This is a genomic window from Polaribacter sp. 20A6, assembly GCF_011378915.1.
Classification (GTDB): Bacteria; Bacteroidota; Bacteroidia; order Flavobacteriales; family Flavobacteriaceae; genus Polaribacter; species Polaribacter sejongensis.
The window spans coordinates 1-26,771 of record NZ_WTPZ01000003.1 but is presented as its reverse complement, the minus strand read 5'-3'; the positions used below and the strand labels follow the sequence as shown (position 1 = coordinate 26,771).

The 26,771-nt window shown below is 31.7% G+C and carries 16 protein-coding genes and 1 pseudogene; 9 read left to right on the top strand and 8 right to left on the bottom strand.

The features are described from left to right. The first annotated feature begins 173 nt into the window (after positions 1-173). From GQS57_RS07555 to GQS57_RS07540, 4 genes are all read left to right on the top strand, one after another. Positions 174-620: a PA2169 family four-helix-bundle protein gene (locus GQS57_RS07555; protein ID WP_165732069.1), complete on the top strand. Its 447-nt coding sequence runs from the start codon at positions 174-176 to the stop codon at positions 618-620. Between the two features lie 682 nt (positions 621-1,302). Next, positions 1,303-5,643: a DNA polymerase III subunit alpha gene (gene dnaE, locus GQS57_RS07550; protein WP_165732067.1), complete on the top strand. Its 4,341-nt coding sequence runs from the start codon at positions 1,303-1,305 to the stop codon at positions 5,641-5,643. Between the two features lie 80 nt (positions 5,644-5,723). Then, positions 5,724-7,037, top strand: coding sequence for a D-arabinono-1,4-lactone oxidase (locus GQS57_RS07545; protein WP_165732065.1), 1,314 nt, complete (start codon positions 5,724-5,726; stop codon positions 7,035-7,037). Then, positions 7,037-7,687: an HAD family phosphatase gene (locus tag GQS57_RS07540; RefSeq protein ID WP_205860234.1), complete on the top strand. Its 651-nt coding sequence runs from the start codon at positions 7,037-7,039 to the stop codon at positions 7,685-7,687. Before GQS57_RS07545 ends, GQS57_RS07540 begins: the two co-directional genes overlap by 1 nt. A gap of 175 nt (positions 7,688-7,862) precedes the next feature. On the opposite strand, the gene gldA is transcribed toward GQS57_RS07540, so the two are convergent. The 4 genes from gldA to GQS57_RS07520 all read right to left on the bottom strand — a co-directional run bounded on the left by gldA (position 7,863) and on the right by GQS57_RS07520 (position 13,264). Continuing rightward, positions 7,863-8,756, bottom strand: coding sequence for a gliding motility-associated ABC transporter ATP-binding subunit GldA (gene gldA / locus GQS57_RS07535; RefSeq protein WP_165732063.1), 894 nt, complete (start codon positions 8,754-8,756; stop codon positions 7,863-7,865). Positions 8,757-8,804: 48 nt separating this feature from the next. Continuing rightward, on the bottom strand, positions 8,805-9,575 hold the full coding sequence (locus GQS57_RS07530; protein ID WP_165732061.1) for a hypothetical protein: 771 nt from the start codon (positions 9,573-9,575) through the stop codon (positions 8,805-8,807). Positions 9,576-9,650: 75 nt separating this feature from the next. Further along, the gene (locus GQS57_RS07525) at positions 9,651-12,380 is read right to left on the bottom strand and encodes an outer membrane beta-barrel protein (protein WP_165732059.1); all 2,730 of its coding nucleotides are present in this window, start codon (positions 12,378-12,380) and stop codon (positions 9,651-9,653) included. 29 nt (positions 12,381-12,409) lie between these two features. Next, complete coding sequence (locus GQS57_RS07520) at positions 12,410-13,264, bottom strand: GLPGLI family protein (protein WP_165732057.1); 855 nt, start codon at positions 13,262-13,264, stop codon at positions 12,410-12,412. A gap of 228 nt (positions 13,265-13,492) precedes the next feature. Here GQS57_RS07520 and GQS57_RS07515 point away from each other — a divergent pair, with 228 nt between their 5' ends. After that, the gene (locus GQS57_RS07515) at positions 13,493-14,107 is read left to right on the top strand and encodes a deoxynucleoside kinase (RefSeq protein ID WP_165732055.1); all 615 of its coding nucleotides are present in this window, start codon (positions 13,493-13,495) and stop codon (positions 14,105-14,107) included. Between the two features lie 152 nt (positions 14,108-14,259). Here the strand turns inward: GQS57_RS07515 and GQS57_RS07510 are convergent, their stop codons facing one another. Beyond that, complete coding sequence (locus GQS57_RS07510) at positions 14,260-15,093, bottom strand: small-conductance mechanosensitive channel (RefSeq protein WP_165732053.1); 834 nt, start codon at positions 15,091-15,093, stop codon at positions 14,260-14,262. Between the two features lie 193 nt (positions 15,094-15,286). Further along, the gene (locus GQS57_RS07505; protein ID WP_165732051.1) at positions 15,287-15,856 is read right to left on the bottom strand and encodes an RNA polymerase sigma factor; all 570 of its coding nucleotides are present in this window, start codon (positions 15,854-15,856) and stop codon (positions 15,287-15,289) included. Positions 15,857-16,057: 201 nt separating this feature from the next. On the opposite strand from GQS57_RS07505, the gene GQS57_RS07500 reads away from it, so the two are divergent. The 3 genes from GQS57_RS07500 (at position 16,058) to GQS57_RS07490 (ending at position 20,337) form a co-directional block, all read left to right on the top strand. Beyond that, positions 16,058-16,921, top strand: a complete 864-nt coding sequence (locus tag GQS57_RS07500; RefSeq protein WP_015482077.1) for an RNA polymerase sigma factor RpoD/SigA — start codon at positions 16,058-16,060, stop codon at positions 16,919-16,921. 1,385 nt (positions 16,922-18,306) lie between these two features. Then, on the top strand, positions 18,307-18,963 hold the full coding sequence (gene rpe / locus GQS57_RS07495; RefSeq protein ID WP_165732049.1) for a ribulose-phosphate 3-epimerase: 657 nt from the start codon (positions 18,307-18,309) through the stop codon (positions 18,961-18,963). After that, on the top strand, positions 18,964-20,337 hold the full coding sequence (locus GQS57_RS07490; protein ID WP_165732047.1) for an exonuclease domain-containing protein: 1,374 nt from the start codon (positions 18,964-18,966) through the stop codon (positions 20,335-20,337). Positions 20,338-20,388: 51 nt separating this feature from the next. Here GQS57_RS07490 and GQS57_RS07485 read toward each other — a convergent pair whose 3' ends face one another. After that, positions 20,389-21,519 (bottom strand): PepSY domain-containing protein, encoded by a 1,131-nt coding sequence (locus GQS57_RS07485; protein ID WP_165732045.1) that lies wholly within the window; start codon positions 21,517-21,519, stop codon positions 20,389-20,391. 223 nt (positions 21,520-21,742) lie between these two features. Continuing rightward, complete coding sequence (locus GQS57_RS07480) at positions 21,743-22,159, bottom strand: CBS domain-containing protein (protein WP_025562381.1); 417 nt, start codon at positions 22,157-22,159, stop codon at positions 21,743-21,745. Positions 22,160-22,756: 597 nt separating this feature from the next. On the opposite strand from GQS57_RS07480, the pseudogene GQS57_RS07475 reads away from it, so the two are divergent. Continuing rightward, positions 22,757-26,771, top strand: a pseudogene (locus tag GQS57_RS07475) (hypothetical protein); the annotation flags it as partial.

Below are 26,771 nucleotides of genomic sequence, written 5' to 3'. Positions count from 1 at the left end.
ATGCAATTTCCCCAATAGTTGAAAAAACAAAATAATACTATACAAAATCAAATGAGTCAAAATCAAAATCTTATGGACTCATGGCTCTCTCTAATATTTTATAGTTTTGTATCAGATGCTAAACAATACACATCTTAAAACAAGCTATTGGAATTTAAAATGAAAATGACAACATGAAGTACACAGAAAAAATTTCGAACAAATTAAACGAGTTATTAGAGAAAAATTATGATGCCGAAAAAGGATATCTAAACGCTGCAGAAAATGTAGAAAGTCCTAAATTAAAGATTTTCTTTAAAAATAGAGCCTCAGAAAGAAGTCAGTTTGCAAAAGAACTAAGAACAGAAATTCTTGTACACGGACAAATACCAGAAGACGATGGTTCTTTTAAAGGAACAATGCACCGAAATTGGATGACTCTAAAATCGCTATTTAGCTCAAATGATGAAGAGGCAATTTTAGAAGAATCTATTAGAGGTGAAAAAGCAAATTTAGAAGAGTATAAAAAAATATTACTAGATGATGTTTTTGCTCCTTCCACAAAAAAAATGCTAGAAGAACAGCAACAAAAAATTCAAGCTGCTATTAATTTACTGATGGTAAAAGAAGAGTTAGCCTAATCATAAAATATAAATAGGTTATAAATCTATTATTCATATTTTTATGAAACAGTTTAAAAAGCCAATCCTTAAATGGATTGGCTTTTTTATGCTCAGACTTGTTACTTAGAAACATTAGTAAATAATTTTATTCCTTCTCAATTTTATAAAAGTATATAAAAAGTAGACCCTTCAGGTTTTAAAAACCTGAAGGGTCTACTTTTTACCATTTTAGAAAAGAAAACTAATGTGACAAACTTGATGCTTTTACAAATTAAGAGTATCGAAATAAAAACACACGCTAACGCTCGTTTGTAACGAGTGAAATCAAAGGCCTAATTTCTCTAACTATATTACAAACAAACAACTTCCGCGTGAAGGATAGCAGAGAAAAGCCCACAGTGAGGTACGAACGAGGACTTGCAGCGGATAGCCTGACCATTTTTAAGACAAAAAGTACATGCTATTAACTTGGTGTATTAAAAAATGGGCACGCCCCAAAAAACAGACATATTCTCTCTCTCGGTTATAAACTAGTGTAATTAAGCACTAATTTATGATAAGAAACTAGTTACAAGCTAGCACAAGCCTAAGAGAAAATTTGTTGATAAACAAAACAAACTCATTCATCATTTGTAAGAACAAATTTCTATTTTTGCATGTTCTTTTAAACAGTTAAACACTTCAACATTTACACAGATTTATGTACTTAATTTTTGATACAGAAACTACCGGTTTACCTAAAAGTTGGAATGCTCCTATTACAGATACGGACAACTGGCCTAGGTGTATTCAAATTGCATGGCAACTCCATGATGAGATGGGAAATGTGTTAGAACACAACGATTTTCTAATACAACCAGACAACTTTAATATTCCGTACGATGCAGAAAGAATTCATGGAATTTCGACTGAATTAGCGGCAGAACAAGGTATTCCTTTAAGTGAAGGTTTGGTTTTATTTAATGAAGCGTTAGCTAAAACGAAGTTTATTGTTGGTCAGAATTTAAATTTCGACCTTAATATTATGGGATGTGAATTCCATAGATTAGGTGTAGAAAACAATTTAAATTCATTACCAATTTTAGATACTTGTACCGAGAAAACGGCTACTATGTGTCAGATTCCTGGGGGGCGTGGTGGTAAATTTAAACTACCAACGTTAACAGAATTACACAATCATTTATTTGGTGTTGGTTTTGGTGAAGCACACAATGCAACGGCCGATGTTGAGGCGACAACTCGTTGTTTTTTAGAATTAATTCGTTTAAGAGAATATACCAAAGAGCAGTTAGATGTAGATGAAGATTATTTTAAAAATTTCTCGGAAGCGAACCCAAAACCTATTCAGGTAATTGGTTTAAAGCACATCAATCTAAAGAAAGAGAGCGATATAATTCGCCAACGTTTAGAGAAATTAAAAGGTACTGCAACAACTAAATCTACATCAGATGGTTTAGCTGAGTTAGAAAACGTACAGTTTTCTCATCTACACAATCATACACAATATTCTGTTTTACAATCTACCATGCAATTGGGTAATATTGTAAAAGCTGCAGCAAAAGACAATATGCCTGCAGTTGCCATGACGGATACAGCAAACATGATGGGGGCTTTCCATTTTGTGAATGCAGTTTTAAATCATAATAAAAACGCAGAAACTCCTATGAAACCAATTATTGGTTGTGAGTTTAATATCTGTGAAGATCATAAAAATAAATCGCAAAAAGACAACGGTTATCAGGTTGTTTTGCTTGCTAAAAATAAAAAAGGGTATCACAATTTAGCAAAATTATCTTCTGCAGCCTTTGTAGATGGGTTTTACTATGTTCCTAGAATTGATAAAGCGCTTGTAGAACAATACAAAGAAGACATTATTGTTTTAACAGGAAACTTATATGGAGAGGTTCCTAGTAAAATTTTAAACTTAGGAGAAAAACAAGCGGAAGAAGCGTTAATCTGGTGGAAAGAACAATTTAACGACGACTTGTATATTGAGTTGATGCGTCATGACCAACAAGACGAAAAAATTGTAAACGAAACTTTATTAAAGTTTTCTAAAAAACATGATGTTAAAATTATTGCTACCAATAATACGTTTTACTTAGAAAAGAAAGATGCAAATGCACATGATATTTTATTGTGTGTAAAAGATGGTGAAAAACAATCGACGCCTATTGGTAAAGGACGTGGTTATAGATACGGATTGCCTAACGACGAGTATTACTTTAAGTCTACCGACGAAATGAAAAAGTTGTTTGCAGACATACCTGAAGCAATTAGTAACATTCAAGAAATTGTAGATAAAATTGAAATATTCACCCTTGCAAGAGATGTTTTATTGCCAGCTTTTAATATTGGTGATGAATTTAAAGATCCTGCGGATGAATTAGATGGAGGAAAACGTGGAGAAAATAATTTCTTAAAACACTTAACCTTTGAAGGGGCTAAAAAACGTTATGGAGAAATTACAGAATCTATTAAAGAACGTTTAGATTTTGAATTAGAAGTTATTGAAAAAACAGGGTATCCTGGTTATTTCTTAATTGTAGAAGATTTTATTAGAGCAGCAAGAAGAATGGATGTTGCTGTAGGTCCTGGTAGGGGTTCTGCAGCGGGTTCTGTGGTTGCTTATTGTCTTTGGATTACAAATATAGATCCTATTCAATACGATTTACTTTTTGAGCGTTTCTTAAATCCAGAACGTGTATCCATGCCCGATATTGATATTGATTTTGATGATGAAGGTCGTGGACGTGTAATGGATTATGTAATTGATAAATATGGTGCAAACCAAGTTGCTCAGATTATTACCTACGGAACCATGGCGGCAAAATCTTCTATTAGAGATACTGCCCGAGTTTTAGATTTACCACTTTTTGAAGCCGATAGAATTGCAAAATTAATTCCGGGAATTAAACTAAAAAATATTTTTGGCGATGATGCTAAAAGTAAAGGTAAAGTTGATGGTTTACGTGCAGAAGAAAAAGTTCTTATAGAAGAATTAAAACAAATGTCTTACGGAAACGACTTGGTTTCCGAAACAATAAACAAAGCCACCATTTTAGAGGGCTCTGTTAGAAATACCGGTATTCATGCCTGTGGTGTAATTATTACGCCTGGAGATATTACCAATTATGTACCCGTTGCTTTGGCAAAGGATTCTGATATGTATGTTACCCAATTTGATAACTCAGTCGTTGAAGACGCTGGTTTGTTAAAAATGGATTTCTTGGGATTAAAAACGTTGACTTTAATTAAAGACACCGTTAAAATTGTAAAAGCAAGACATGATATTACGTTAGATCCAGAAACGTTTCCTTTAGATGATGTAAAAACATACGAATTGTTCCAACGAGGAGAAACGGTAGGTATTTTCCAGTATGAATCTCCAGGAATGCAGAAACACATGCGTTCTTTAAAACCAACTGTTTTTGCCGATTTAATTGCAATGAATGCATTATATCGTCCAGGACCAATGGAATACATTCCGTCTTTTATTAATAGAAAACACGGAACCGAAGATATTGAGTACGATTTACCTGCCATGGAAGAGTACTTGGCAGAAACTTACGGAATTACAGTTTACCAAGAGCAAGTAATGCTTTTATCCCAAAAATTGGCAGATTTCACCAAAGGTGAAGCCGATGTTTTACGTAAGGCAATGGGTAAAAAGCAAATTGCGGTACTAGATAAAATGAAACCAAAGTTTGTAGAGCAAGCAGCTGCAAAAGGACATGACCCTGTAAAATTAGAGAAAATCTGGAAGGATTGGGAAGCTTTTGCAAGTTACGCCTTTAACAAATCTCACTCTACGTGTTATGCATGGATCGCTTATCAAACTGCCTATCTAAAAGCACATTACCCTGCAGAATATATGGCTTCTGTACTTTCTAATAATATGAAAGATATTAAAGCTGTCTCTTTCTTTATGGAAGAATGTAAACGAATGGAATTACAAGTTTTTGGTCCAGATTTAAATGAATCCTTCTTAAAATTCTCTGTAAATAATGAAGGTGCTGTCCGTTTTGGAATGGCAGCGGTAAAAGGTGTTGGAGCCGGAGCAGTGAGAGCTATTATTAAAGAGAGAGAAGAGAATGGAAATTATAATTCAATTTTTGATTTATCTAAACGGGTAGATTTAAGAGCTGCCAATAAAAAATCTTTTGATAGTTTGATAAAAGCTGGTGCTTTCGATTCTTTTACAGACACCCACAGAGCACAATATTTTGCTACCGATGAAAAAGGAATGACCTTTTTAGAACGTGCAATGAAATTTGGACATAAATATCAAGAAAACGAAAACTCTGCTCAGGTTTCTATGTTTGGAGAAGCTTCTACAGTCCAGTTTCCAGAACCAGACATTCCGGAATGTGAGACATGGGGAACTATGGAGTTGCTTCAACAAGAAAAGGAAGTTATTGGAATATATATTTCTGCACATCCTTTAGATGATTTTAAAAATGAAATAAAATTCTGCAACGCTTCCTTAAAATACTTTAAAGCCGATTTAGCAAAATTTGTAAATATGAATTTGGCTTTTGCTGGTATTGTTACCGATGTACAACACAGAGTTTCTAAAGCAGGTAAAGGTTGGGCAATGTTTACCGTTGAAGATTATGGAGATAGTAACGAGTTTAGAATTTTTGGGGAAGATTACCTAAGAATGCAACACTTCTTAGTACCTAATCAATTCTTATTTATACGTACTACCGTACAGCCTGGTTGGACTAATAAAGAAACAGGAATTGTTGGTGAACCTAGGTTAAAATTCTTAGAAATGAAATTGTTACATGATATTATGGATGAACTCTGTAAAAAAGTAACCATCCAACTTCCTTTAAGTGAAATTAAAGAAGATTCTATTTTAAACTTAGAATCCATTTTAAAGAAGACACCTGGTAAACAAAATTTAAATTTCACTATTTGGGACGAAAAAGAAAAACTAGAAATTAGCTTGCCTAGTAGAAATACAAAGGTTCACATAACCAACGAGCTACTAGCAAGTTTAGATACACAGCAAATTGCATATAAGTTAAATTAGTTCTAAATAATAGAAAAACACAAAACGAGTACTCTAAAAAAATTATATTGCTTACTTTTGTTTAATATTTTACAAAATAGATGAAACAAAATAAAAACGGAGTTTGGACGAGTTGGAACGAGAATCTAACCTACAATTACAAATCTCTTTATAAAATTACTTCAGAACAAGAGTTGCAAGAAGTTGTCAAAAAATCAGAAAAAATTCGTGTTTTTGGTAATAAACAATCTTCTGCTGATATTGCTTCTGGAGCCGCAACTTTAATTGACATTAGAACTTATAACAAAATTATTTCTTCTAATGATACTGAACATACAATTACAGTGCAATCTGGTGTAATTTTAGGAGATTTACTAGAGGCCGTAGAAGCAAAAGGTTGGTGTATTCCTTGCTTGCCAGATATTAATACCATTACAATTGGTGGAGCTTTAGCAACAGGAACTCATGGAACAAGTGGTAAACTTCTTTCTGAGTACATGACCAAATGTAGTATTGTTCTTGCAGATGGTTCTATTAAAATTATTACAGACAAAGATGATTTAATTGATGCTATAAGAGTTTCTTTGGGAGTTTTTGGTGTGTTTTCTGAAATAACTTTTAAGTGCGAACCTATTTATACTTTACACGTTAAAGAAGGTCCGGAAGACGATAAGGTTTGGTTACCAAAAATTGAAGAACGTTTAAAAAAGCATGATTTTCTAAGAATCTTATGGCTTCCTCATACTGATAAAGGATATGTTATTACAGGTGATAAAATAGACCCAAACACAGAAGTTATAGAAGATTTAGGTCCTAAATATTTAAAACATAGAAGAACGGCGTCTAAAATATTGTATAAATATTCACACGTTTTTCCTTGGATTACAGCCATTGCAAACAAACTTTTATACAGAGGTTTTTTTAGTTCTACAAAAGAACACAAAGGCTCGTTATACCAAGCTACCGTTACAAAATCTAGAGGATCTACTTTAGAATTAGCAGAATGGACCATTGGTTTAGATGTTTTTCCTACAGTTTTTGAAGAACTAAAAACAGAAATAAATAAGTGGAGTAACAAATCATTTATTCATATTCCTATGGATGTTCGTTTTGTGTACAAAGACAAATCTTGGTTAAGCTATGCTTACGAAAAAGACACTGTTACAATGGGTTGTGTCTCTAGAAATGCAGCAACTGCAGATACCTATGAAGCTTTTAAAAGTATTGAAAAAATATTTTTAAAGTATGGAGGGAAGCCACATTGGGCAAAACGTTTTACAGCTAAAGATGCAGAACTTTCTAAAGTGTATACAAAATGGGAAGATTTTAAACTTTTAAGAAGAGAATTAGATCCAACTAACAAATTTTTAAATCCGTATTTAACGGAAATTTTCAACGAAAAAACAAGTAACTAATGATATTACCTAAAGGATTTTTATTTGATTTTGATGGTGTAATTGTAGATAGTTTTGAAAGCCATTATTCTGCATGGACTTCCGCCTTTAAAGAGTTATTTGATAAAGACATTACTCCGTTTCCTAAAATGCACGCAGGAAAATCGCCAATGATTATTGCAGAATATTTTTGCGCTGTTATTGGTGAAGAAAAACGTACTAAAAAATTATTCCTTTTAAAGGATGAACATATAAAAACACACTTTAAAGTACCTAAGTTATTACCTGGAGTTAGAGAGTTTACAAGTCTTTTATCCGAAGAAAAAATACCATACGGAATTGCAAGTAACGCCACCAAACTGTTTTTAAAAAACAGCATCCATCATTTAAACCTAAACTTTACAACTGTTTTTGGAGTGCAAGATTATGTAAAACCAAAACCGGCACCAGAAGCATATATCTTACTTGCAGAAACACTAGGGTTTAAAGAAAGTGATTTTAAAGATATTTGGGTTTTTGAAGATAGTTTAACAGGAACAAAAGCAGCTAAAGCGGCAGGAATGGTTGCTATTGGAATTACAACGCAATATACCGCAGAAGAATTAAAAGAAGCAGGAAGTGTTTTAGTATTTCCAACTTTATTGGAAGCTTATGAGTATTTGACTAAATAATATTTCTGAATTAAGTAGCTTTCAAAACAAATAACACCTTTGAAAGTTTTACATACAGTTTATCATTTCAATCAGAGAGGTAAATCTCATAAAATCACAAAGTTTTGTGTTCTCAATGTTATACGACTTCTCATAACTTCTAAGTGACAAACTTTATAATTTATCGCTTAAAAAATTAAGCAGTAACCTCTCTAAAAAGCGTTTCTAAATTCTTGTTTTGAGTATTTAAGCTAAGAATTTTTAAACCATTTTCTTGAGCAAAATCAAAAATAACAGGTCGCATATCTTCTTCACTTTCAAAAGTGATAAACCAAGTATTGTCGTAATTATTTTTATAAGAAACCACGTTTGGTAACCTTTTTATGAATTGCTCTTCTATTTTATAATCAAACGTAACTTCTATTACTTGCTGATTATTTTCTTTGAGCTCTGCTAGTTTTTTATCAATTAAAAGTTCTCCTTTTTTAATGATGATCACACGATCGCAAACCGCTTCTACTTCTTGCATAATATGGGTAGAAAAAAGTACCGTTTTATCTTTTCCTAATTCTTTAATAAGTGCTCTAATTTCTACTAATTGATTAGGGTCTAAACCCGTTGTTGGCTCATCTAAAATTAACACTTTTGGGTTGTGTAAAATTGCCGCTGCCAAACCAACTCTTTGCTGATATCCTTTAGATAATTGATGTATTTTTTTATGTGCTTCTGCAGTTAACCCAACTTTTTCAATACAAATTTCTATTTGGCTTTTATCAACCTTAAAAATAGTTGCTTGAAACTGTAAATATTCACGCACATACATGTCAGTATACAGAGGGTTGTGCTCTGGCAAATACCCAATAGATTTTTGTGCTTCTAATGGATTTTGTAATACATTTATTTCATCAACAAAAACTTCACCTTCATTAGGTTTTATAAAACCTGTTAAGATTTTCATCATCGTAGATTTCCCAGCACCATTTGGACCTAAAAACCCAATTATTTGTCCTTTATCCGCAGAAAAAGAAACGTTATGTAATGCTTTTTGCGTTTTATAAACTTTGGAAACCGATGTTACTTTTATAGACATGTAATAAGAAAATTAGTGATCATTTAAATTAACGATATAAAAATACTTTTAGTTTGTGGCTTTAGACAGATTTAGTCTAATTTTTCTAATATTTTTCATTCTTAACCAAGCAGCTTTATGTCGTTTTTTATAAAACCACAAAGTTCCTAAATCTAGTAAAAAGTAAAAAAAACTAATTCCTGTTGGAGGATTATGACTTGGCAAGAAATCAAAGATTCCCCAAGCTGTAGTTGGCCACCACCAACACTCATAGGTTGTACCCACAATTTCTAAGAACGCAACTGCTAAATACATGGTTAAATAAAACAGCCTTTCACGAGGTTTCTTTATCAAGATTAACAGCGTTCCTGCAGTCATTACAAAACCAAAAACATCATTTCTAAAAATAAGAAATAAGGTAGCATATAGTATAATTATAACTGTTAGTATTTTCTCTAATTTTTGATGGTTATTTTTAGTAAAAGCTGTTTTCATAAAAAACAAAACTCCAGCATATACTAAGGCATGTCCCATAGGGATGTAATGAGGCACATTTTCTAACCGATACGTATACATACCCATTGCTATAGAAAACAAATATTCCCCAAAAAAACCTAATAAAACTGCGTAAAACAGTTGTTCTCTAATTCTTGGTGAAACTTTAAAACAGGTTACCGTAAAAACAATTACCATAACAATATTTGCAATCCATTGAGACTCTCCAAAATTTTCGGTTACATAAACACTGTCTATAAAAAGACCAATAAGTATGTAGAAAAAAAGGATGCCTAATGTTTTTATAAAGGCAGGAAAAAAAGTTTTGCTTGTTACTACACTCATTCGGCTAAAATAAAGAAAGAAAAGAAAAAGAGCTCAATAAATTGAGCTCTTTTTCAGTAAACAATGCCACTTAATTTATAGTTGATATTTTACTCTAAGACTAATAAATCTTGGTAAAACAAAGGTTTCATTTATTGTAAAAGCAATATTACTTGTATTTACAGAAGCTCTAGAACCAGAAGCTAAAAGGTTGCTTCCTACCAACTCATATTCCCATTTTGCATCTTTATCTTTTCTATAGGCAAAAGTAGCATCTAAACTTTGAAAAGTATTTGCAACTACTCCATCTTGTTTTACTTCATTGTAAGAAAAGTCTGAACGAATCGTTAACGATTTCCAAACATAAGCGTCAAAACTAATAGAAGGTGCATTAGTAACACCTTTTATAACGGCATCTCTAGAACTATTATCTTGGTCTGATAAACTTAATCTATACCCTAAAGACACATTTGGAGCTTTGTTAAAATTGGTACTTACACTTGCAGAATAACTTTGAGAAAATAGTTTATTTGTATTAAACTCATCATTTAAAGACTGAAATGTTTTACTGTAACCATAATTAGCTCCTAAAGATGTTTTGATCTTATTAAAAGTTTTACCAACTCTTGCAGAACCCGTAAAGCTTTCATTATCAAAAGGTGAATTTAATGAAGTACTTGTAGAAACAACAGAACCTGGTTCAAAAATTGTATTTGAGTTAATTTGATCTATCGTTTTTTTGTAATTAAGTCTCGCAAATACATTTGTGTAATTAAATAAGTTAAAGCTAGAATAATTTAAATTCACATTATGTAAATGTGCATTGGTTAACTCATGATTACCATAATAAAAAGAACTATAACTATTTGCTACAATACCTTTGGCAAGTTGATTTACATCTGTAAAATTAACTTCTTGTTTGTAAGAAAACTGTAAAGATTCACTTTGTTTAAACTGTGCAATTATAGACAATTCTGGAAAGAATTTTTGAAATTGATCTTCAAAAATCTCTGTCTCATACTGCGTATTTTGAACATCATATGCATGTAATGTAAAACCAGGTGTAAAAGTAAAAATACCTGCTTTTAAACGATATCTTAACCCTGCATAAATATCAGAAAAACCATATTCTGTATCGTTTGTAAATGATCTAGCATCATCTTCTGGAATAGTTCCTGTTGGAGTAGATTCGCTTCCATCTTCTAAAACTTGGAAAAACTTTGAATCAAAATTTTGCTTACTTTGTATGGTACCAACTACAAAGTTTAAATTACTCTTATCATTTAAAATATTATAGTAATCTAACTTTACGTCTAATTGATTCGACTTTACACGTCTGTCTTGTTCTAATGTGTAATACTCGTTAGTTGCACTTGGCTCTGTAAAACCTAAAGTTTCTGCCTCATCAACATAATTATCTTTGTCTAAAGATGCTACGTAAAAAGGATCCTCATCTTGTAATAAATGTTTTGCTTCTAATGCAAAGATATTTTTTTCATTTGCCGTATAGAAATAACTAAAATTTTGATTGATTGTATAAGGTGTTGCTTTTTCATCTTCTGTAATATTACCTAAAACATTAGACACAACATCATCTTTTCTAAATTCGTTTGTAAAACGACCAATTAAATCATAATTAAATTGCTTTCTTGCATTTTGCTTATATCCAGCACTCAACTTAATTAGTCCTGTATTACTTGTTTGGTCTGTTCTGCTCTCGGTATATTCATCTGGAGTCTCAGCATCTATATAATCTGTATCTACATTATTTTGTTGTCCGTTGCTATTACTAGAAAATATTAAAAATCCGCTTAAATCTAGTTTTGTAGTTGGCGAATAACTAAAATTCATAGCCATTAATTTGGTCTCTATTCTATTCGCATTTCTAGCATTTGCAGTTAAAAAACCAATACCTGCACTTGCCAAGCTTAAGTTCGTTCCGTTAGACGGACTTTGACTTCTAAAACCACCACTAAAACTTCTAATATCTCCTCTATCTAAAACAACTTCTCCCATATTATTAACATCACCAATAACATTAATGGTGTATTTTGGAGAGTAATAAAATAATTTTGGTTGTAATAAATATAAGGTTTCATCTGGTGCATCTCCTGCTCCTGCAGTTATATCTCCAAACCAAAAGTTCTTTTTTCCTTCTTTAAGTTTAATATTGATAGCAACTCTATCCTGATTGTTTTGTACACCACTAAGTTGACTTACATCTGCATAATTTCTTAAAACTTCTATTTTATCTAAAGCGTTAGATGGTATGTTTTTAGTAGCCAATTTTGTATCGCCATCAAAGAAATCTTTACCATCGATCATTATTTTTTCTACAGTTTTGCCTTCTACCTCAATTTCACCATCATCATTTATCTCTACACCAGGCAATTTTTTTAGTACATCTTCTAATTTCCTTTCACTACCATTCTGAAAAGAATCTGCATTGTACACAATTGTATCTCCTTTTACAGTAACCGGCATTTTAGAAACAATATTTATACCGTCTAATGCATTGTCAAAAGCTAACATTACATTTGTAACAATGTCACCTGACTTAGTTTCTAATGTAAAATCTGCAGATTGCATACCTACATAACTTATTTTTAATAAAACAGTAATGTTCTTATCTACATTTAATTTATAGAAACCTTTTTCATCTGTAAATCCGTAAGACGCTATTTTATTGGTAACCTTATCTATAGCTAAAACATTTGCCATTTCTAAAGGCTCTCCAATACTATCTTTAACAATACCTGTTAATTTTACTTGGGCATTGGTAAAAATGGTAACCATAAAAATGGCTAAGAATATTATTTTTTTCATTCTATATATTTAAAATTATTTTTGTTAATTTAGTTACGTCCGCCACCACGGTTACCACCTCTACCTCTATTTTGAAAGTTTTGTCTTAATTCTTCCATTTTTTTAGTTACGGTTTCTGTGTATTTTTCTCTTGTAATCTTTTTACCTTTTGATGGTGCTTCTATCGCTTCTTTTTCTGAAGGATTTAATACAATTTCTGTACATAAAATAGTAGTAGTTCCTTCGCTAATTTCTAAAATTAAACCAGGTAAACCCCAATACTCTCCAGGACCATTGCTTACAGGTATTTGTGGTGTATACCATGCAGTAACTAATATTTGTTTTACTTCTTTTTCTTCTTCTGATTTTTCTTCTGCTTCCTCACCTCTTCCTGGTCTTCTAAAGTTAGAAAAATCTAAAGGGTTTGCATCTTTAAGCAATGTTGCTTTATAACAAAGATAACTACCTATTTGTTTTGTTTCTCCGCCTAACTCCCATTGTGGTTGTTCCATTACGTCAGAAACTAAAAACTTTTTACCAAAAAACTCGGTAGCTTCTAATGCCACTTTATCTTTGGTATTTTTATACTTAGTTCCTCCACTAGTAAAACCACCAAATCCTCGTCCTCTTCCGCCTCCACTAGTAGTTGGTGCTTCTAATTTTTCATCTTCTTTATAAAGAGACGAGCTTTTATCAAAATTTAAAATAAATGTTTTTTCTAACTGAGATTTCATTCTTGCTTGAAGCTGTTTCTTTCTTGCTTCAGAAAGTTGTTCTCCACCTCGCGCAAAGTTGCTTAAGTCTATAGAGGTTTTAGACATATAAATAGCTTTCCCCTGAAAATCTTTTTGTCCAAAAGTAATAATTGAAACAAGCGCTAGAATGAATGTAAATAATGATTTCATGTGTTTGAGTTTAATGATCTATAAAATAAATAGGATTACATTTATTAAGACTCAAAAGAAACCTGAAAGTTTAATTAAAAAATTTAAAATAACTTTATTTCTTAAAGTTTCATGATTTTTTAAATGATAAGCACTATAAATTTTAGTTATAAATTAACCTGTTCGCCTTTTCTGTTTATTATTTTACCTATTTTTGCAACTCTGTTTAATCTTATTAGAATTTAATTTATGCACGTTGCAATTGCAGGAAATATAGGCGCTGGTAAAACCACGCTAACAAAATTATTAGCCAAACATTACAAATGGAAACCTCATTTTGAGTCTGTTGATGAAAATCCGTATTTAGACGATTTTTATACAGAAATGGAGCGTTGGTCTTTTAATTTACAAGTTTATTTTTTAAATAGTCGTTTTCGTCAGATTTTAGAATTAAGAGAATCTGGTGAAAATATCATTCAGGATAGAACTATTTATGAAGACGCACATATTTTTGCACCTAATTTACATGCAATGGGTCTAATGACCAATAGAGACTATAATAATTATAGTTCTTTGTTTGAGTTGATGGAAAATTTGGTTACACCTCCAGATTTATTAATTTATTTACGTGCAGACATTTCTACTTTAGTAGGACAAATTCATAAACGTGGTAGAGATTATGAAAACACTATTAGTATCGATTATTTAAGTAGGTTAAACGAGCGTTATGAAGCTTGGATATCTACCTATACAAAAGGGAAATTACTAATAATTGATGTAGATAACTTAGATTTTGTAGACAACCAAGAAGACTTAGGCTATATAATAGACAGGATAGACGCTCAAATAAATGGGCTTTTTTAGAACAAGATATTAAATTTAAGAACTTCCGAGACAAAGCCTTGTGAGATTTTTATAAAAGTAAAAGAGACCGTAAAAACGGTCTCTTTCTTTTTGTGATATTTCACAAATTTGGTAGTTTGTCCCCCAACATCCTACCAATTATTTAAAAGTAATCAATTAAATACTTCTATTTGATTATCTACTATTTCTTTTATTGGAATAATTACTTTTCCTTTTTCAGTAATTAACACTACACAAATATTATCTATCATACCAACAACACCTTCTATGCCATTAACATTTACTTTATCTCCTTCTTGTATGTTTTTTCTGGTATAATAACCAAATAACAGTCTTTTTATTACATCTCTAGAACCTAATCCAAAAGCAATGGTAAAGGAAGCTAAAATTGCTCCGAGAATTATAGATAAGTTACTTGTAATTAAATCTGTATTAACTCCTGCTTGGTTTAACGCAGTAACAGTAACTATTATTGCTAATAAATAAAAAGCAATATTACCTACTAAATTCCCACCTGTTAATTCTAAAGACTTAAACATCGCAAACAACGTTTTCTTTAGTATGTTTGCTATATAAATACCTATTGCAAAAATAACTAAGGCGCTAATTAACCTCGGTAAATACCCAATTAAATTACTTAATTGTTCAGAAACCATTCTTAAGCCTAAAAGTTCTGCACCTACAATTATAAAAACTAAAATTAAAACCCATTTTATAGCGGTAATAATTATTTTAGTTGGTTGAATTTTTAAAGATGATTCTCCAAAAATTTCATCTACATGAAGTTTTTCGGGTAAGCTATCTAATTTGGTAAAACCCAATGCTTTTTTTATAATGTAAAGCAATAACTTTATTAAAAGCCATCCAATTATTAAAAATATAATTCCTTTTAATAACTGCGGCAAAAAGTCAGTAAAATTATCCCAAAGTTTTTGTAGAAAACTAAAATCTATATTAGCATTTATTGCTAGTAGTTTGTTGGTCATTATTTTCATTTTTTTCGATTAGCCTTACTATCATTACTCAAAAAATCGCCAATTGTATTTGGATATTTCACTAAAAATAAATCAGCAATATCTAAAGTGAATTTAATCATCCCGATATCGCTTAGTACTTTTTCTTTGAGAACCTTAGGCACACTATGGTGGTGTATAATTTTCTTAAAAGGATTGTTCATAACTATAACTCTTCATACGTTCTTACAACTTTTTGTTTCGCTCTTTTAATTCTCATCTTAACAGCGCTTTCACCAATGTTTAAAAAATCTTTAATTTCTTTAATTGACATATCATCTTGATATTTCATTAAAAGAATCATCTTTTCTGTTGGATCAATTAAAGACAATGCTTTTGCTAATTTTTCTGATTTTAACTCAAATAAAGTTAAATCATCAATTTCTTGCGAAAGATCATCATCTTGTATATTATCTGTAACAACCGTAACTTTTTCTTTTTTCTTAAAATCATTTCTTTGTACATAATTTACACAGAAATTATACGTAAAAGAATATAACCAAGTAGAAAACTTAGAGTTACCTTTAAAGGTTTTTAATTTTACAAATAACCTGATAAAAACATCATGTGTTAAATCTTCTGCTTCTTCCTTATTTTTAGAAAAACCATAACATTTATTATAAACAACTTTAGAAAATCGATCATATAAAACAGCAAACAATTGTGTGTTGTTTGTTGCTACTATTTTAAAGATTAATTCCTCGTCGCTTAAAGCTTTAACGTCTATTGTTTTCAATTCAGTTATTATTTTGACACAAAGAAATCAAAGAAGTCACTATTAAATTAAAAAAAAAGTTGACAGGCAATTTTATGTCGGTGAATGGTAAAAAACATACTTTTAAAAAAATAATGAAACTTTTTGTAACATTTTCTTAAATACCAACGTATAATAGATTGTAGCAATACATTAATCCTTTAAAAAGTCATAGAGAATTAGATGAGACAACTTAAAATTACCAAGCAGGTTACTAATAGAGAAACCGCATCGTTAGATAAATATTTACAAGAAATAGGAAAAGTAGACTTAATTACTGCAGATGAAGAAGTAGAATTGGCACAGCTTATTAAAGCTGGAGACCAAAGAGCTTTAGAGAAATTAACGAAAGCCAATTTAAGATTTGTGGTATCTGTTGCAAAACAATATCAAAATCAAGGATTAACTTTACCCGATTTAATTAACGAAGGAAACTTAGGTTTAATTAAAGCTGCTAAACGTTTTGATGAAACGCGTGGTTTTAAATTTATATCGTATGCCGTATGGTGGATTCGTCAATCTATTTTACAAGCATTAGCAGAGCAATCTAGAATTGTACGTTTACCGTTAAATAAAATTGGTTCTATCAATAAAATTAACAAAATGTATGCTTTCTTAGAGCAAGAAAATGAAAGACCTCCAAGTCCAGAAGAAATTGCTAAGAAATTAGACATGACTGTGAATGACGTAAAAGAATCTATGAAAAATTCTGGTCGTCACGTATCTATGGATGCTCCTTTAATTGAAGGTGAAGATTCTAACTTATACGACGTTTTAAACTCTGGTGAGTCTCCAAACCCAGATAGAGTTTTATTACACGAATCTTTAAGAATAGAAATTAACAGAGCCTTAGAAACACTTACTCCAAGAGAAGCAGATGTTGTAAAATTATACTTCGGTTTAGGTGAGCACCAACCAATGACTTTAGAAGAAATTGGTGAAACTTTCGATTTAACTCGTGAGCGTGTTCGTCAAATTAAGGAAAAAGCAATTAGAAGATTAAAACATACATCTAGATCTAAAATTTTAATGACTTACCTTGGGTAGAGGTCGCAGACCTCTTTTGGTATTTCGCTCATGCTGTAAAAAGTATGAAATTTATATAAAACTCTCAAATTTATTTTTGAGAGTTTTTTTTTTATTTGAAGCTATTTCCCGCTTTCCACTATATCTTTTTTACTTCTGTTCTCGATACAAATTTTTGATTCTTTAAAATTCACTCTAACTGACAGTAAAAAAAAACTCAAACAAATAGCCCGTCTTTAGCCTAACGAAAGATTCAATCAGGGTTAAACATTTTAATCAGACATTTTACATTTTCGGTAACCTCTACCATGCTCAAAAACTGAATCACTTAGGCACATAGAAAGCATAGTACTCCCAATGCTAGTGCGAGCGTCTCGTTCGTACTCCATGAATCAGTTAAAAAAGAAAAATAGGATGAAAGCGATCAAACAAGTGGTGGTATTAGCACGAGCGGGACGCTCGCGCTAGCGGAGGCTAAACGTTTTAATTTAGTAACCTTATTATCTTAAAATAAGTTTTTTTCAAATCTAACAACGACCTACTTTTAATTTCTGTAAGAATTAAAATGATATAGAACGGCAAGCATCCAAAGAACGCAGTGGTTTGGATGCGATAGTGGAATATCATATAGAATTTAAAAAAATTAAAATCAGTCTAGATTTTTGTTTCTTTTTATCAATGGAAAAGAAAAAGATAAAAAAGATTATCCAATGCTAGTGCGAGCGTCTCGCTCGTACCCCATGAATCAGTTATAAAAGGAAAAAATAGTATGATCACTCAAAGAATTGGTGGTATTAGCACGAGCGGGACGCTCACGCTAACGGAGGCTAAACATTTTAATTTAGCAACCTTATTATCTTAAAATAAGTTTTTTTCAAATCTAACAACGACCTACTTTTAATTTTTGTAAGAATTCAAATGGTATGGAACGGCAAGCATCCAAAGAACGCAGTGGTCTGGATGCGATAGTAGAATAACATGTAGAATTCAAAAAAATTAAAATCAGTCTAGATTTTTGTTTCTTTTCATCAATGGAAAAGAAAAAAGATACAAACTGTTACAGTAACTTTTTTTTAAAATTTCAAAAAGATTACCCAATGCTAGTGCGAGCGTCTTGCTCGTACCCCATGAATCAGTTGTAAAAAAACAAAATAATATGATCGCTATCAAAGAAGTATTGGTATTAGCACGAGCGGAACGCTCGCGCTAGCGCAGAATTCAATATTCATCAACAGAAAAGAAAAAAGGCATAAAAAAATATACAAGCAACAACCTAACCTCAAAAGGAAAGCTTCCAAAACAAATATTTTTCATATCGAAGAAAACTTCACAAAATTTAACTCTTGGCTATCGCCCTGCGATTAATTACCTTTGTCGCATAAAAATAACAACACAACAACAAATAAATGAGTAATTTAATTGCACCTTCAGTATTAGCAGCAGATTTTGCTAACTTACAAAGAGACATAGAAATGGTAAACAATAGTGAAGCAGATTGGTTTCATATTGATATTATGGATGGTGTTTTTGTACCAAACATTTCTTTTGGAATGCCAGTTTTAAAAGCAATTGCTAAACACGCTACAAAAACAATAGATGTACATTTAATGATTGTAAACCCAGATCAGTACATACAAACATTTGCAGATTTAGGCGCAGACATTTTAACTGTACATTACGAAGCTTGTACACATTTACACAGAACAATTCAAGCAATTAAAGATGCAGGAATGAAAGCCGGAGTTGCTTTAAATCCACACACACCAATTGCAGTTTTAGAAGATATTATAGAAGATTTAGATTTAGTTTGTATAATGAGTGTAAACCCAGGTTTTGGCGGACAATCATTCATAGAAAACACATACAAAAAGGTAAGTCAATTAAAACACTTAATCGATTTTACTGAATCTGAATGTCAGATAGAAATAGATGGAGGCGTTACTTCTTATAATGCAAATGCATTAATTGAAGCTGGTGCAAATATTTTAGTGGCAGGTAGTTTTGTTTTCGGATCTGAAAACCCTACGCAAACTATTGCCGACTTAAAAAAGACAATCGAATAATTGTTATACACTGTCGTTGACATAGAAACCACAGGAAATGGATATAAAGGTTCTAAAATAACCGAAATATCCATTTTTGTTTTTGACGGTAAAAAAGTCATAGACGAATTTACTTCTTTGGTAAACCCAGAGCAAAATATCCCTGCATTTATTACCAATCTTACTGGTATTACAAATGCGATGGTTAGAAATGCGCCTAAGTTTTTCGAAATTGCAAAAAAGGTAGCAGAAATAACTGAAGGCACTATTTTTGTAGCGCATAATGTCAACTTCGATTATAATATTATTCAGGAAGAATTTAAAAATTTAGGCTTCGATTTTAAACGAAAAAAACTGTGTACTGTTCGTTTAACTAGAAAAATAATGCCTGGTTTAAGTTCTTACAGTTTAGGAAATATTTGTACGCATGAAAATATTCCTATTGTTGGTAGACACCGCGCAAAAGGAGATGCAGAAGCTACCACAGAATTGTTTAGAAGATTAATAGAAAGAGACGATAATTTTACCATCAACTCTTTTTTAAATCCAAAATCTAGACAAGCAACGCTACCTCCTCTTTTAGACAAAAAAGTTGTCGATAATTTACCCGAAACTTTTGGCGTTTATTACTTTAAAAACATAGAGAAAGAAATTATTTATGTTGGTAAAGCAAATAATATAAAGCAACGTGTGATCAGTCATTTTTATGACAAAAAGAAAAAAGAGCAAACCATGTGTATGGAAACTGCCGACATTTCATTTACAAAAACTGGGAGCGAGTTATTAGCACTCTTACATGAATCTGCAGAAATAAAACACCGATATCCTAAATTTAATAGAGCACAAAGAAGAGCTAGTGAAGCTATTGGTTTATTTTCTTACGAAGACCAAAAAGGCATTATTCATTTAGCCTACAATCGCTTAAAATTGGCGCCCAACCCTATTATGAAATATTATTCTGTTGCAGAATGTAGAAATCATTTAGAAGCGCTTTGCAAGGAGTTTGAATTGTGCCCAAAATATTGTCATTTACAAACCAATGTTGCCAGTTGTTTTCATTATCAACTAAAAGAATGTAAAGGGGTTTGTTGCGATAATGAAACGGTAGCAGATTATAATAAACGTGTAAAAGAAGCCATTAAATCGGTAGGCATTGGCGCAGAAAACTTAGTCATTAAAGAAACAGGGAGAACAGAAAACGAAGTCGGTTTTGCTTTAATTTTAGACGGAATTTATCAAGGTTTTGGGTATGTAGACATGCATCAATCAGCACAATTAGAAAACCCAGAAGATTACCAGTTTTTTGTAGAGCCTAAAAAAGATAATAGAGACATTCAGCGTATTATTGCGGCGTATTTAAAAAAACAAAAAACTGATAATACTGAAATTACCTAATAAGCAATCTTCATATTAACAGTATTTCTTTCAATTTTAAAGGGCACGTTATTACTTAGCCTTTTTAGTTTTCTTTAATTTATTTATCCAGATAATGGTTCCTGTAACGGGTAAACTTGTGGCAATTAAACACACTAAAAAATAAATTATTTTAGAAAATAGTCCATAAATATCTCCGGTATGAATCGGTTTTATTAACGATGCAAACTGTACGTTTAGTGGTTTGTCTTTAAAATAGTCTACCGCTAAAACTTCTCCAGAAGAAGCAACATACAATCTATCTGATGTTACTGGAGAAAAATTAGCTTCATTCGTTTTTCTAAAACTATAATAATTACTCTTTTTACTAGGGAAAGTTACAGTCAATTCTCCTTTATAATCAAGGGTTTTATTGGCTATTAAAATTGCTTCATCAACAGAAATCACTTTATTTTCTGGGTTCTTTTCTAGAGTAAACTCCGGACTAGAACGATCAAAAATTTGAGCACCAATTAAATCTCCTAAACCATTCCTATAACCTTCAAAAGACCAACACAAACCAGTAATTCCCATAATTACAAGAAATATACAGGCGTAAAAGCCTAATGTATTATGTAAATCATGATTGATGCGTTTCCAATTTGCTTTGGTTTTAATTTTAAAACCTTGTTTTATATTTCGCCATTTTAGTTTTTTAGGAAACCATAAATAAAGACCAGAAATAGATATTATTAAAAAGATAATAGTAGCAATTCCCACAATTGGCCTTCCTATTTTAATATCTAACAACAGCCATCTGTGTAATTTAAACATCGACATTAAAAATGCATCTGCACTTGTTTTTTGTACCGTTTTTATTTCACTAGAAAAAGGATTGACTAATACTTTAGAACCACGACGCTCTTTTAAATCTTTTTTTACGTTAAAAACATATGGTTCCTTTTCATCTGCAGCAATAGCTACTCCTGTTACAAACCCCATTTCAGCAACTTTTAAGTTTGTTACCAAAGTACTTACCAATTCTTTATTTTCCGTTTTTTCAACGATAAAGTCATCAGCAAAAAAATCTTTTATTTCATGCTCAAAGGTTAAAATTGTTCCGCTTAAACACACTAAGAATAAAATAATTCCACTAGCTAAACCCAACCATAAATGAATATCGTTTATTAACTTTCTAAAAGAATAAGAAGTTGTTTTTTTCATCAGTAAAGATTAGGTAGCAAAATGAGTTATTTTTAATAAAAACGCAAATATAAAACTCAACCTGACATTCTCAAAATTTATTTAGATTAAATATGAATAATTAACAATATAAACTCCTTTTTTATGAAAAACATTAAAAACAACACACACTTATTAATTTTATAACAAAAAAAGAGGCCTTATAAAAGCCTCTTTCTTACTAACTAACCAATATAAAAAACCACTATAATTTTGCTACCAAATATTTTACTAAATCTCTAGTAGTTACAATGCCTACTAGTTCAGAATCTTCAACTACTGGTAAAGCATGAAATCCTTTTGTTGTCAATAATTCTGCCGCATCTTTAATAGATGTATATGGCGGAATTGCTGTAATACTTTTATCCATAACTTGTGCTATAGAAAAATTGTTGTTTATATAACTATCTACAGATGTTTGGTCTTCATTTAAAACAGCAGAACTTACTGTTTGAATATCATAATAACTTAACATTCCTATAATTTCTTTATCACGAACCACCGGAATATGTTTTATTTTGTGTTCTATAAATAACTTTTCTGCAGTAACTAAATCATCAGTAACACATAAGGTAACTAAATTTGTTGCCATTATTGTAGATATAGGCTCATCTCTTCTCATAATTTAATCTTTTAATTATACCCACAAATTTCTGAATAAAACCAAGTTTAAAAGATGATTTTTATCAGTTTTGAAAAAAAATAAGAAAATTTTAAAATTTTCACCTAAAGTTAAGAAATCTTTAAATATTAAAAAGAAGTTAAAAGAAAACGAAAAAGGACAGCATTGAATCTCCTATTAATTAATTCCTGAAACTTTAACACTCTTCACACAATAAAGTGATTTTACTGATTTTCAAGCATCTGATAATTAGTGTTAAATATATAATAATTTGTATTTTTGTAATTTATAAAAAATTAACATGATTAAAAATCTAAAAAGATCGAGCGTTTTTGGGGAAATAGCTCGTTTCAATTTAGTTCCCCCAACAAGAAAAGTAAATGCTACTTTCAAATTCAATAAGGTTTCGCTCCTTATGTTACCAATACTTTTTCTGTTTGCTTTCCAGAGTATTTCTGGGCAAGTTGCATTGGAAAAAACTGTAATGTATAGTAGTGGTGATATACCTACATCATTTTTTAGTAATGATGGTCAGCTGCTATAAAAGTTTCACTTCCTGTTGGTGCAAATGTAACTAGTGTAGATGTAGAATATGATATGACAGCAGAAGCTGGATATAATGGTTCACAACAGTACTCTAAAATTACATACACAAATGGAGATGGTACAACCACTTCCGAAACTTTTTTTTCTCAAGGCCCAGAAGTAGCCGGAACTCAATCGTACAGTAGAACTGGCTTAACAATAGCTAATGGAATAGTAGACTTATCAGGCCTATTAAACTTTAATATGGAAGCCTTTAGATCCAGTGGGCTTAATGGTACAGATTATTGTAATACTGATTTTCATAAAGTTGATGCTAATACTTGGAAAATTACTGTATACTACGAAATTCCTGACCCTTGTGATGCTGCCGCTTCTGGAAACTTAGATACCGACGGAGATGGTGTATCAGACCTATGTGACGAAGATGATGATAATGATGGAATATTAGATACAGATGAACGAAATATACTAGATTGTAGCACAGGTAATAATCCTTCTTTTGGTTTAGCACAAGGTCCAAATAATTATAATGGCTCAAATATTGCGGATCCCAAAGTTGGTGATCAATTTTTATACACTGGTGTTTACACAGGTGTAGACGCTATTGTAACAATAGTTTCTTCTAATGATACAAGTATTAATGTACTAGATGTACCAGGCATTGGTACAGATGCTCTTGGAGTAGATGCTAATTTTCAACCACGTATTCAACATGCTAGCGCAACTAGTTTTACCGAATTTAGAATTGACTTTGTTGTTGCCGATAGTAACACAAGTGCACCACCAGCAACTTATGTGTTAACTACTGTAGATAATGATGTTAGTGAATTTGTAACATATATAGATGGCACAACTAATGACTTATTTATAGACACCCCAAATATCTTAAATCCTTATAGTAATCAAGCCGCTAATGGAGGTGGTTTTAGTCAAGGTTATGTTAGTAATGGTACTGTGATAAGCGGAATTGGTACTACTGATTCAAGAGCTCAAATATCAGGAGTTTACTCTTTAGTATCTTCTGTTAGTTTTAGATTTGGAGATGTAACTAGTAATCTATCTTACCACTCAATAGGCTTAAATCCATGTATAACTAATACTTGGGAAAACGAACCTGTAATATATGAAAACATAGATACAGACGGAGATGGTATTCCTAACCATTTAGATTTAGACTCAGATAACGACGGTTGTAGTGATGCATTAGAAGCAAATACAACGACCAACCAAACAACTAATTACCAATTTCCTTCAAACGATGTAAGCACTACAGGTGTGCCAAATACGGCTACCGCATCATCAGGTACAGACCATGTAAATGCAGCAGTAACGGCTTGCGATTGCCCTTTTGCTTCTGGAGTAGATACGGATGGGGATGGTGTAGATGATGTCTGTGATTTAGATGATGATAATGATGGAATTTTAGATACCGAAGAATGTTTTCCTTTTATAGATTCTAATTTTAATAATTGGGATCGTAATGGAGGCTGGGGAGTTATTGGTGATGGTGCTAATTCTCAAAACCAAGCTAATGGAGTAAACAATCAATCTATATGTTTTACGGTTCCTGATGTATCTAGTATTTCTAGTCCAACTGAAATCACTTTTCAAACCTCTCTACGTACAAATGGTTCTAGTAATAAAATTATTAATAATAGGTATGCAGATTTAATTTTTAGCGTAAATGATATAGATTATGTTACTTTTAGAAACCCTAATGATAACTCTAGTAGTAATGCTACCGTAACAACCACCAATGGAGCATCAACATCATTAAGTTCATTTGCTATTTCAACAACAAGTGGCCCTTATACCACAATATCTATTACAATACCTTGGTCTGGTAATGATGATACATTAGAGTTATGTTATACTATGACTGCAGATAACGATGATTGGAATGTATCTACAACAAAAATAATAGATGCAAATACGTATACATGTAACGATACAGATGGAGACGGAATACCTAATTATCTAGATTTAGATTCAGACAACGATGGTATTATAGATATTATTGAAGCAGGTGGTACAGATACTACTAGAGATGGTAAAGTAGATAATATTGATAGTACAGGAAAACTACTTACAGATGCCGACAATGATGGTTTTGCAGATGCTTATGACGGTTCTATTGGAACTCCATTAATTACTACTGGTACGGATACAAATAACGATGGAATTGCAGATACCTACACAAAAGGTGATGCAGACACAGATAATCTACCTAACTTTTTAGACATCGATGCTGATAATGATGGTATCCCTGATAATGTAGAAGGACAGTCTACTAGTGAATATAAAGCTCCAACAGGTATTGGAAGCGGAGTATCAGGAATCACAGATACCAATAAAAACGGTGTAGATGACGCTTATGAAGTAGGTGGTTTCGGTATTATCCCAGAAAACACTGACGGAATAGATAACCCTGATTATTTAGACTCAGATTCAGACAACGACGGTGTTTTAGATATTGAAGAAAATGGAGATACAACAAACAACGTACTTTCTGAGGGTGACGCTGACGGTGATGGTTTATTTGATATTTTTGATGATAATAACGATTCGAGTATTGCAGGTGCTACCGTAAATGATGGTGCTAATGGAAATGACACCGTAATAGATCTTATCAGTTTAGAAAACTCTTTTAAAGATACTGATAATGACTTCGATCCTTTAAATCCAACTACGGGTAATCTAGATTATAGAGATATTCCTGACGCTGCAAATGCTATGATTACACAAGTATATCAGTTTGGAGTTGAGAAATGGATTGAAATCACGAACATAGGAACAACAACAATTCCTGCAAACACTATTAAAATTCAATTGTACAAAGATAAAACGATTGATGATATGGTTACAGCTCCTAATACGCCTCCAACAACACCATCCGTAACCGTGAGTGTAAAATTACTTGCTGGTAAATCTGTTTTATTTAGAAACATTGACGCCACTAGTATTAACAATCTAGGGACTACTAATATTATTACAAATCCAGATTTAACAGATTTAGAACAAACCACTAATGATATCATTACCCTTTCTACTGCTATAGGAACATATTCATGGGCAAATAGATATGACATGGTTTCTAATATTGGTAACAAAACATCTGTTGTAAGAATAGATGACAGAGGAGATGGTACATTTGGACCATTAAAAGATTATATGAGTTCTGATTGGGTAGTATTTATAGATGATGCAATAACTCCTTACCAACCAATTGGTGATACTGAAGTTACTGGAACTAAAAGACACCCTCAAGATCCATTAATCTCCGAAATATTAAATTCTAGTAAAGAAGCAAATACTTTGTTAGGTTTACACAGAATTAAGAAAACGACTACAAATACTGATGGTAGTTGGGATAACGGTTTTCCTGACAGATCTCGTTATGTGGTAGTTGATCAAGATTTTGAGCATACTGGTAATAGATTAAGCGCTAGAAAACTTAAAGTTGATGCAAGTAAAACGTTAACAGTAACAGATCAATTATTAGTGGTTACAAATGATATTACTTTAGATGGTGATATTCGTTTAGCAGGTACTTTAGCACAATTGATACAAACGCATACTGGTACAAGTCTGATTTCTGGTACTGGTAAATTATTGGTAGATCAAAACTCAGATATACCGAGTTTATATAGATATGGGTACATGAGTTCTCCTGTTAATTCAGGAACTAACACCTACACTATAGAAGATGTATTAAAAGATGGTACAGATCCAAGCAATCCAAAAGACATAACATTTGTTGATGGTTATGATGGTTCTTTTACTAGCACAGGTATTTCATTAGCAGATTACTGGATTTACACCTATTCTCCTCAAACTAATGGTAGAATAAACTATGTACATAAATATGAAGATGGTATAATAAATAGAGGTGATGGATTTATTTTTAAAGGACCTGGTAAAGAAGATGGCCAAAATTATACTTTCTCAGGAACACCTAATGATGGTGATTTTAATACCGCATTTGACATAGGTATTGATCAAGATTACTTAATTGGTAACCCTTTCCCTTCTGCTATAAATACTAGAAAATTTATAGAAGACAATC